This is a genomic window from Rheinheimera sp. (assembly GCF_020217005.1).
Lineage (GTDB): Bacteria > Pseudomonadota > Gammaproteobacteria > Enterobacterales > Alteromonadaceae > Pararheinheimera.
The window spans coordinates 1-10,000 of record NZ_JAIWOI010000078.1; the positions used below are offsets into that span (position 1 = coordinate 1).

The 10,000-nt window shown below is 46.8% G+C and carries 7 protein-coding genes; 4 read left to right on the top strand and 3 right to left on the bottom strand.

Annotated features, from left to right (window positions below; translation table 11 throughout):
• The first annotated feature begins 148 nt into the window (after positions 1–148).
• Positions 149–2,833 (top strand): hypothetical protein, encoded by a 2,685-nt coding sequence (locus LDL40_RS03845; RefSeq protein ID WP_300993798.1) that lies wholly within the window; start codon positions 149–151, stop codon positions 2,831–2,833.
• A 116-nt stretch (positions 2,834–2,949) separates the two neighbouring features.
• Positions 2,950–5,601, top strand: a complete 2,652-nt coding sequence (locus tag LDL40_RS03850) for a TonB-dependent receptor (RefSeq protein WP_300993800.1) — start codon at positions 2,950–2,952, stop codon at positions 5,599–5,601.
• Between the two features lie 45 nt (positions 5,602–5,646).
• Here LDL40_RS03850 and LDL40_RS03855 read toward each other — a convergent pair whose 3' ends face one another.
• Positions 5,647–7,122 (bottom strand): SulP family inorganic anion transporter, encoded by a 1,476-nt coding sequence (locus LDL40_RS03855; protein WP_300993802.1) that lies wholly within the window; start codon positions 7,120–7,122, stop codon positions 5,647–5,649.
• A 340-nt stretch (positions 7,123–7,462) separates the two neighbouring features.
• On the opposite strand from LDL40_RS03855, the gene LDL40_RS03860 reads away from it, so the two are divergent.
• Positions 7,463–8,170, top strand: coding sequence for a glutathione S-transferase family protein (locus LDL40_RS03860; RefSeq protein ID WP_300993804.1), 708 nt, complete (start codon positions 7,463–7,465; stop codon positions 8,168–8,170).
• On the opposite strand, the gene soxR is transcribed toward LDL40_RS03860, so the two are convergent.
• Complete coding sequence (gene soxR / locus LDL40_RS03865; protein ID WP_300993805.1) at positions 8,131–8,613, bottom strand: redox-sensitive transcriptional activator SoxR; 483 nt, start codon at positions 8,611–8,613, stop codon at positions 8,131–8,133. The genes LDL40_RS03860 and soxR overlap by 40 nt on opposite strands.
• 71 nt (positions 8,614–8,684) lie before the next feature.
• Here soxR and LDL40_RS03870 point away from each other — a divergent pair, with 71 nt between their 5' ends.
• Positions 8,685–9,095, top strand: coding sequence for a hypothetical protein (locus tag LDL40_RS03870; protein ID WP_300993806.1), 411 nt, complete (start codon positions 8,685–8,687; stop codon positions 9,093–9,095).
• On the opposite strand, the gene LDL40_RS03875 is transcribed toward LDL40_RS03870, so the two are convergent.
• Positions 9,092–9,826 (bottom strand): ABC transporter substrate-binding protein, encoded by a 735-nt coding sequence (locus tag LDL40_RS03875; RefSeq protein WP_300993807.1) that lies wholly within the window; start codon positions 9,824–9,826, stop codon positions 9,092–9,094. The genes LDL40_RS03870 and LDL40_RS03875 overlap by 4 nt on opposite strands.
• Between the last annotated feature and the right edge of the window lie 174 nt (positions 9,827–10,000).

Sequence of the window (10,000 nt, forward strand, 5' to 3'; positions counted from 1 at the left end):
ACCAGCCGCAAGGCCGCGTCTGACGTGGCTCGTGTTTTAAGTTCAATCGAAGATTAGCCCGCTGTAATAAAACAGTCATTAAGCCTGAGTATGGTTGGCTCCAGCTTTTTATAACAGCAGCATTCCTATACTTATTGGAGATTGAGTGATGGCTTTACGTAATTTTTTGAAATTGAGCGCAATTGCCTCCGCTTTAGTACTAGCGGGTTGTGGTGGTGGTGACATCAACATTGAAACTGGCAGCGGTGGTGATAATGGCGGCGGTGTTACCCCACCGCCAGCTAGCGTTTGTCCTTCTTTTGCGACTCAAGGTACAGCTTTAGCCGGCGTCACTACTCCAGTGTGTGAAGTGAAAGGCACAATCACCAGCGACGTAACCTTAACTGCAGACATCGCCTGGGCATTGTCCGGTAAAGTGACTGTAGGTAACGATAACGCCAACAGCGCAACTTTAACTATCCAGCCAGGCACCAAAGTATTTGGTAAGAGTGGTGCCGATTATCTGGTTATCGCTCGTGGCTCTAAAATCCAGGCTGTAGGTACTGCATCTAACCCTATAGTGATGACATCGGTCAACGACATGCTGGGCTTATCAAACGACGAGTCAGCAGGACAATGGGGTGGCTTAGTTTTATTGGGTAAAGCGCCTACCAACAAATGTAATCAAGCTGATTTAGCTAACTGTAAAGTTGAAGCTGAAGGTGAAGCTGGTCCATATGGCGGTGCTAACCCGGATGACAGTAGCGGTGCTTTAAAATACGTTCAGGTACGTTACGCTGGTTTTGAAGTTATCCCTGATAACGAATTAAACGGTATTACCTTTGCTGGTGTAGGCCGTGGCACAGTAGTTGATTACATTCAGGTTCACAACAACGTGGACGATGGTGTTGAATTTTTCGGTGGTACTGTCGATCTGAAACACGTGGTATTAACAGGTAACCGTGACGATTCTTTAGACTGGGCTGATGGCTGGACAGGCCGTATGCAGCATGTATTAATCCGTCACAATCCAAACAATACCAAAGCAAACCGTGGTATCGAAGCGGACAACCAGTCCAGCAATTTCACTGCAACTCCTATCAGTAAGCCACAAATTTCGAACCTGACTATCATCGGCAACAATTTTGACGGTGACGACGATTCAGAAGGCATTTTATTACGCGCTGGTACTTCTGCTGAGCTGTACAACATCATAGTGACAGGCCCGGAGAAAATGGGTGAGTGTTTTGAAATCAACACCACTGAAACCGCAAACTTCGCAAACAATGGTGATTTAGTCTTCCGTAACTCCATCATCGACTGCGCCGAACCTTTTGCTAACATCAAAGACTCAGCAGGTAACGTGACTTTTAACGCGAAAACCTGGTTCGAATCTCAACCAAATAACCTGGTTGGCGATGCCTTGTTGGGTGGTTATGTTCCTGCATCAAACTCTCCGGCTTTAGCTAATGGTTATAACGTGTCGAACAATGTCAATGGCTGGTTTGATGACGTCAATTACATTGGTGCCTTTGATGGTACTACAGATTGGACTAAAGGCTGGACTACCGCTTTACACACTACAGATGGCGTGAATTTAAAAAGCTGTCCGGCAGGCACTACTGAAACCAGCAGCTTAACAGGCCGTTTAAACTGCCAGTTAACGGGCGATATCACCAGCAATGTGACCTTAGCTGCAGGTGCTGACTATGTATTAAGTGGCCGCGTACGTGTTGGTAACGACAACAAGAACAACGCAACCTTAACCATACAGCCGGGCGTAACTATTTACGGTAAATCAGGTGCTGACTTCCTGGCTGTAACCCGTGGTTCAAAACTGGTCGCAGAAGGTACAGCAGCAAATCCTATCACTATGACATCAGTGCAGGATGTGATTGGTTCGCCTACTGGTCCTGGTCAATGGGGTGGTCTGGTCTTACTGGGTAACGCACCATCAAATAAATGTGATCAGGCTAACTTAGCCAACTGTCAGGTCGAAGCTGAAGGTGAAGCAGGCCCATACGGCGGTCCGAACTCAGCCGACAGCAGTGGCTCTCTGAATTACGTCATAGTGAAACACGCTGGTTTTGAGGTTATCCCGGATAACGAATTAAACGGTATTACTTTTGCTGGTGTAGGTTCAGGTACTAAGTGTGCCAATATTCAGGTTCACCAGAACCTGGATGACGGCGTTGAGTTCTTCGGCGGCAGCGTAAGCTGTAAAAACGTAGTTCTGACTGCAAACGGCGACGACAACGTCGACTGGACTGACGGCTGGAACGGCAAAATGCAGTTTGTGTTGATAAAACATGCCGCAGATAACGCCAAAGCAAACCGTGGTATTGAAGGTGATAACCAGTCTACTAACTTCACTGCAACACCAATTTCTAACCCTGTCATCGCCAATATGACCATCATTGGTAACACCTTTGACGGTACAGATGATTCAGAAGGTGTGTTACTGCGTGCCGGTACTAATGCTCAGTTAGCTAACTTTGTGATAGCTGGCCCTGCAGGTATGGGTGAATGTCTGGAAATCGAATCAGCTCCGTCTCAGGCTTTGGCTGCAGCTGGCACTTTAACCATGACTAACTCAGTGATTGCCTGCCCGACTGAAGCAGTAAAAGGCAGCGTTGCGACAGGTTTGACAACTCAAGCCTGGTTCCTTGGCCAAACTGCAAACAAACTGGCCGCAACCCAGGGCGACGTATTAAAAGGCATCTTCACTATAGATACAACGCCAGCTAAAGATATGAAGGCTGTGGATGCCTTCTTCGAGACGACTAACTTTGTAGGCGCAGTGTCTGAAAGCAATGACTGGACTAAAGGTTGGGCTGTAGGTCTGAACGACTAAGACAACCATCAACTGCCAGCTTGCTGGCAGTTCTAAGTTCACTTAGTGCCGGGCCTCCTTTGGATAAGCCCGGCATCTTGATGTAAGAAAGAATTAGCTGATAGGACCAAGTGCAAATGAGCAGCAAACAAAGTTTTAAAATCAGTCAGGTAGGCCGCAGTGTAGTGCTGGCTTTAGCCACAACGGCCAGCATGGTGCCTGCCTTCGCTCAGGACGCTCCAACTGCACCAGCAGACAAAGAGCAAGACGTAGAGCGTATTGAAGTCTCCGGGCGCCTGATGAGCTCTGCCGCTTCAGCTGCTGCAGAACGCCGTGAACAACCTTATGTTGCAGAATTATTGGGCATGGAGCAGATCTCCAGAGCTGGCGACAGCAACGCAGCTACAGCACTGCGCCGGGTCACAGGCTTAACTTTAGTTAAAGACAAATTTATTTATGTGCGTGGTTTAGGGGAACGTTACTCCAGTACCCTGCTGAACGGCGCCATGGTTCCAAGTCCGGATCCAACCCGAAACGTAATCCCTCTGGATATGTTCCCTGCTGGCATTATTGAAAGTCTGGTCGTACAAAAAGCTTACTCTCCGGAACTACCTGCTGCTTTTGGTGGCGGTAATGTCAATATCCGCACTTCATCTATACCACTGCAGCCCACTTTTAATATCTCTGTGGGCACGGGTTACAGCAGTCTGAACAGTGATGATGCTTACACTTATAACGGTGGCGGAGATGACTGGAGAGGCAGCGATGATGGCACACGCACTATGTCCCCTGAACTGCGGGCCGCACTCGACCAATACGGCACTATTACCCAAATTAACATTGCAGAAGCTCTGGGTGGTATTAACGCCGGAAACCTGGCTCAAGCCTCTACCATAGTTCGTGAATTGGGACTGTCTTTTAACCGTGATATCGACGTACAACGCGAAAACATCAAACCTGACTTTGATGGCAGCGTATCTGCGGGTGACAAATTTGATATAGGTTCTTCAGTCTTTGGGGTGATGGCCGGTGTCAGCTATGACAGATCAACCCAAAACATTGAAGAGCAGGAGCGTTACTTTTCTGTTTCTGGTGACGAACTGGTTCCGTTGAATATCTATGATGACATTAAAGGCACCGAACATCAGGTTAAACTGTCCGGTATGCTGAACTTTGGTCTGGAGCTGGATGAAAACCACAAGTTAGAAACAGCATCTATTTATCTGCGTGACACCAAAGATGAAATCAAAGTCAAAAATGGTGACAGCATTGAAACTGTAAATGAAGAAGATCGCTATAACACAGACACCTCTATCCGCTACGAAGAGCGTTCTATGTTTAGTAACCAGATCCGCGGTCGTCACATGTTGCCTTGGCTGTATGATATCAGCATCGACTGGCAATACACTGATGCTAAAGCTGAACGTGACGCGCCTGGTGAAGTGGAATACCGCTACGTGAACGAACTTCAGCCAGATGGCACTTACAGTTCTTTCCTGCGCCGTAACCAAAATGCTGTGAACTACAGCTTTGGTAAAATGGAAGATAATACTGAAAACGCCAGTTGGAATGCCAAACTGCCTTTTACTCTGGGCAAAGCGGAATTGATGTTAAATGGCGGGTATTCCTACTTTGAGCGGACGCGCGAGTCAGAAACTAACCTGTTTAACTTCAACACTGTAGGTTACAGTCTGGAGCAACTGAGTCAGAAGTTTTCGCAAATTTTCTCCGATGAAAGCATTCTCAATACTGCAAATGGCTTCCAAATCTCTAACGTCACGACTCAGGCCGATGACTACATAGCAGCACAGATGATCGACGCAGCTTATGTTGGCATGGAAATGAATTACGACTATCTGTATCGCCTGAACTTTGGTGTGCGTTATGAGGATTTCCGTCAGATCTCAGTTCCGCTGAACGCAGACGGAGAAGTCAGCGGCAATATCGAAGAGTTTCCGTTACAGGAAGATGGTTTTTATCCTTCATTGTCTTTCACCTGGTTTGTCAGTGAAGATCTGCAGGCACGTTTTGGTTACAGCAGCACTGTGGTTCGTCCGGACTTACGTGAAGTGACACCAGTACTCTTTGTCGACCCGTTAACAGACTTTAAGGTCACTGGTTTCTCAGGACTGCAAAGCACAGACGTTACTAGTTATGATGCCCGTTTAGAGTGGTATTACGACGAAAGCAACTACAGTGTGGGCGTGTTTTATAAAGACCTGGATAAACCCATTGAATCTGTCGAGTTAAGCGGCTCTGACGGTAACCTGTTAATGTCATTCCGTAACGGTGACACAGGTGAAGTTTATGGTGTTGAGGCTGAATTCCTGCAGCAACTGAATATGTTTGAAGGCGAAAGCTACAAATGGATGGACAACTTCTTTGTCGCTGGTAACTTTACCTATAGCGAATCTGAAATTACCATCCAGCCATTTGCAGGTACTGACCTGACAAACCTGAAACGTCCGTTAAGTGGCCACTCAAAGCATGTAGTCAACTTACAGTTAGGTTTTGATTCAGATAATGACCAACACAATGCGACTCTGACCTATAACGTATTCGGTAAACGTATTGCATTTGCCGGCGTGAATAGCAAGGATGATGCGTACGAGCAGCCATTTAACTCCTTGGATTTTGTCTACTCCTACACTCCATTTGAGGCGGCATCAATTAAGCTGTCGATGAAAAACCTGTTGGATGAAGACGTAGAAATTATGCAACAAGGTGAGTTGTTGCAACGCCGCGTTGAAGGCCAAAGCTATGGTTTAAGCTTTAGCTACAAATACTAAAAGTTAGTGTGATGCAGGGTCAGAGCCAAAGCTCTGACCCTTTTTTTAATGCATCAGTTGCTCTATCGCCTCAGGCTTATTATGAATGGCGAACTTATCCACTAAAGTTGCACTGGCATGATTCAATCCTATCACTTCAGTTTCCACCCCAGCCTTACGAAACTTTAAAATCACTTTATCCAATGAACTGACCGCTGTGATATCCCAAAAGTGAGCATGTGTTAAATCAATCTGCACTAAACGAAGCGGCTCTTTCACATCAAAGGCGGCAACAAAAGGTTCAGCCGAAGTAAAAAACACCTGTCCTGTCACCTGATAACGGCGACTGTTGCCATCCTCAGACAATACCGACTGGATCGCCAGCAACTGTCCTACTTTGTTGGCAAAAAATAACGCGCTCATCAGCACCCCCACAAAAACGCCGTAAGCCAGATTGTGAGTAAAAACGACCACCAACACTGTGATAATCATCACCAGGCTGGAACTCTTTGGGTTCGTAGTTAAATCCCGCAGCGACTGCCAGTTGAAGGTACCAATAGACACCATAATCATCACTGCCACCAGAGCCGCCATAGGGATCATCCCTACCCATTCCCCCAGAAATACTGCAAAAATAAGCAGTAAAATACCGGCTAGCAAGGTAGATAAGCGGGTACGGCCACCGGATCTAACATTAATCACCGACTGGCCAATCATGGCACAACCCGCCATGCCACCCAACAAGCCTGAACCTATATTGGCAATACCCTGGCCTATGCATTCACGGTTTTTATTACTTTGGGTGTCTGTCATATCGTCGATAATAGTGGCGGTCATTAACGACTCCAGAATACCCACTAATGCCAGTCCCAACGCATAAGGGAAAATAATTAGCAGCGTATCAAGAGTTAGAGGTACGTCAGGCCATAAGAATACCGGCAGATTATCCGGCAGCTCGCCCATATCGGACACAGTGCGAACATCCACCTGGAAATACAAAGCGATAAAGGTCAATACGACAATGCACACTAAAGGCGAAGGCACGGTTTTGGTGATAAATGGAAACAGATAAATAATGCCCAAACCTGCAGCTGTCATGGCATAAACATGCCAGGTCACATTAGTCAGTTCAGGCAACTGTGCCATAAAAATCAGAATCGCCAGCGCATTAACAAAACCTGTGACTACTGAGCGCGAAACAAAACGCATCAATTCGCCAAGTTTGCACAAACCAAAGAGTATTTGTAACAGTCCGGTCAGTATAGTAGCCAGTAACAAATACTGCAGACCATGTTCTTTCACCAGCGTAATCATCAACAGCGCCATAGCGCCTGTAGCGGCTGAAATCATTGCTGGCCGCCCGCCGGCAAAAGCTGAGATCACAGCAATAGCAAATGACGCGTATAAACCAATTTTAGGATCTACACCGGCAATAATAGAAAAAGCGATAGCCTCCGGAATAAGAGCCAAAGCAACCACTATGGCCGATAAAACATCGCCACGAACATTAGACAGCCAATGCTGCCGTATGGATAAAAACATCAGGAATTCCTTTGTAGCAGAGTGTGAAAATAGCCGGGTGCGCTGCTATTGCAGACCACTCAGTCACCAATGCCTTAGCTTCAGACTCGACGGGTTTAAACGCATCTTGTTCAGACACACTAGTGGTCAAGCACCTAAATGTGCTTTTAATTTTATGATAAAACAATGGCTTAAATCCTGCCCAGTTGACAAAAACCTACAGTAATGGACAGAAGCAAAGCGCAAAAGGGCCGGCAGTATACCGCAAAAGCCTGATTGAAAAAACCACAGGTCCCACTGCGGATTCTCTGCTACAGTGCTTGAGGTCTTACTTATCCTCTTCAAAATACGGGAGCTGTTGATGTATCAGCTATATATCGCCAATAAAAACTACTCGTCCTGGTCGTTACGACCCTGGTTGTTAATGCAGGTGCTGGCTATTCCTTTTGAAGAAAAGCAGGTCAGGTTTCAGTCCAATGACAATAGTGCACAATTTAAAGCTTTTGCGCCAAATGCCAAGGTCCCCTGCCTGCACCATGACCAGTGGGTCGTCTGGGATTCATTAGCTATTGTCGAATATTTAGCCGAGCGCCATGCCACAGTCTGGCCGGAAGACAACAAAGCACGCAGCTGGGCGCGTTCGGCCGCAGCAGAAATGCACTCAGGCTTTACGGCACTTCGCAGTTATTGTCCTTTTCATGCCGGTGGTCGTTTTGATAAAACGCCTTTACCCGAAGCAGTGCTGACCGAGTTAAAACGACTGGAACAGTTGTGGCTGGAAGGTTTACACCGTTTTGGCGGACCTTATCTGGCCGGAGCGCATTTCAGTGCAGTGGATGCTTTTTATGCTCCTGTTCTATTCCGCATACAAAGTTACAACTTGCCTGTCAGCTCCACAGTTTTACCTTACTTCGAATTGATGATGCAGTTACCTGCAATGCAACTCTGGTATCAGCAGGCGCTGGCAGAACCCTTTTGGGATGATGAACACGAAATCTCTGCCCTGGGTTCAGGTAAGCTGCTGGCGGATCACCGCTCAGTTTCTGTTAACTCGTCTTCTACGGGGTAAAAATGCGCACCGCTTCCTTGTGACGCCAGCTTATCCTGCGGATTGCGCAAGGGACAATGCGTCATAGATAAACAACCACAACCTATGCACATGCTCAATTGGTCACGCAAATCCGTCAGTTGAGCTATGCGTAGATCCAGCTCGGCCTTCCACTGTTCTGACAGTTTTTGCCAATCTTGCTGATCTGCATTTTTGCCATGTGGTAACACAGCCAAAGCTTTACCTATTTGTTCCAACGGAATGCCAGTGCGCTGCGCCACTTTAATAATGGCAACCCGGCGCAGTACTTCTCTCGAATAGCGACGTTGATTCCCTGCATTTCGCTGACTGTAGATCAGACCTTTTTGCTCATAAAAGTGCAACGTAGCTACTGAAACCCCGGCACGTTTCGCCACTTCGCCTACGGTTAATACCGCCTTTTTTGCATCACATTTTACCGACATAAAAAACTCTTGACCTTAACCTAACTTGAGGTTTTAGCATAACCCTAATTTCAACCACTGGAGAGAGTTTTATGCTGGAGCATGCCACATATGCGATAAATTCGGGTTGCAGAACTAACCAGGACTGCGCACAGCAGCTGTTAAACCTATTACAAAACGCAATTAATCAACGCGACTGGTCAGCCTTCAAAGCCTGTTTTACCGAACAGGCGGTGTTGGTCAATTTACTTGGCCAACGCCTGAAGGGGCCGCTCGAATTGATGGGCTATCAGCAACAACTTATAGAAATGCATAAGGACAGGATCTGGGTCTACAGGTTGCTTCATCTGCAGCAACTGGATTTGGATACTTTTTTAATCAACGCCGAGCAACATTGGCAGCATATCAAAGGACAGCACAAGGTAGGTCTTTGCAGTACGCCACTTTATGTTGTGAAGCGGCAAGGAAGTTTGTGGCAAATCTGTGCTGGAAATACGCTTTAACGCGACCACTGGTCATAGCGTTGCACAGCTTTTTTGAGCAAGCCTTGCTGTTGCATCACGGCTAATTGCTGCTGGATTTGTTGCACTTGCAACGAATGCTTTGAATTCAACGCACAATAGACTGCGGCAGGTTCAGCCCACAGCGGATCCGCCGCCAGTTTAGAAGTATCATGGTGTTTTTGATACTGGCCATAACTTAAATCTACAGTCATCACCAGATCGACCCGGCCTTGCTCAAGGCGCTGAATGTTTTTTTCAAGCGATTCAGCGTCATCACGCACCGCCGCGTTGTTGGTAAACAAAGGCTGCAGTTCCGGATAGGAAAAACCTCTGGTGGTACCCACTCTTTTGTTGAACAAGTCCTGGTTTGAGCGCACCGGACTATCAACGACGCGCCGGACTATATATTGTCTGGTATAAAATAATACAGGGGTCCAGCTTAGTTTGTAGCTGGCAGGTACCCATTCCGGGCTGAGGAAACAACTGATATCTGCTTTGTCCGTAATTAGCCATTCGATAACCCTCCCTCTGGGCAGATCCAGATAGAGCACTTGCCTGTCCAATCTGCTGGCAAGCTCATCTACTATTTCTTTTGCAATACCACCAGTTAATCGCTGCTGCTGATCAAAAATGGCGTAAGGCGCGGTATTCGTCTGACTGACAACGGCACGTAAAGGTTCAGCCAACAATGCGTGACTGAACAGCAACAACAAGCAGCACCACTTCCACATCAGAACTTACTCTATTTCGTGCGTCGGCCTTATCCTCATAATAACCAAGCATTTACAATTTAAACAGCCAGATCTGGTTTAAAACCAGCTTATATTCTTTACTTTAGCGCCAAAACAAAACAGGCAGCTCAACCGCTGCCTGTCTGGTTCAAACTTTAGAATCAAAACTTGTGT

Coding starts and splice junctions, on each gene's coding strand:
- LDL40_RS03845 (WP_300993798.1), top strand. CDS start 149: ATGGCTTTACGTAATTTTTTGAAATTGAGCGCAATTGCCTCCGCTTTA.
- LDL40_RS03850 (WP_300993800.1), top strand. CDS start 2,950: ATGAGCAGCAAACAAAGTTTTAAAATCAGTCAGGTAGGCCGCAGTGTA.
- LDL40_RS03855 (WP_300993802.1), bottom strand. CDS start 7,122: ATGTTTTTATCCATACGGCAGCATTGGCTGTCTAATGTTCGTGGCGAT.
- LDL40_RS03860 (WP_300993804.1), top strand. CDS start 7,463: ATGTATCAGCTATATATCGCCAATAAAAACTACTCGTCCTGGTCGTTA.
- soxR (WP_300993805.1), bottom strand. CDS start 8,613: ATGTCGGTAAAATGTGATGCAAAAAAGGCGGTATTAACCGTAGGCGAA.
- LDL40_RS03870 (WP_300993806.1), top strand. CDS start 8,685: ATGCTGGAGCATGCCACATATGCGATAAATTCGGGTTGCAGAACTAAC.
- LDL40_RS03875 (WP_300993807.1), bottom strand. CDS start 9,826: ATGTGGAAGTGGTGCTGCTTGTTGTTGCTGTTCAGTCACGCATTGTTG.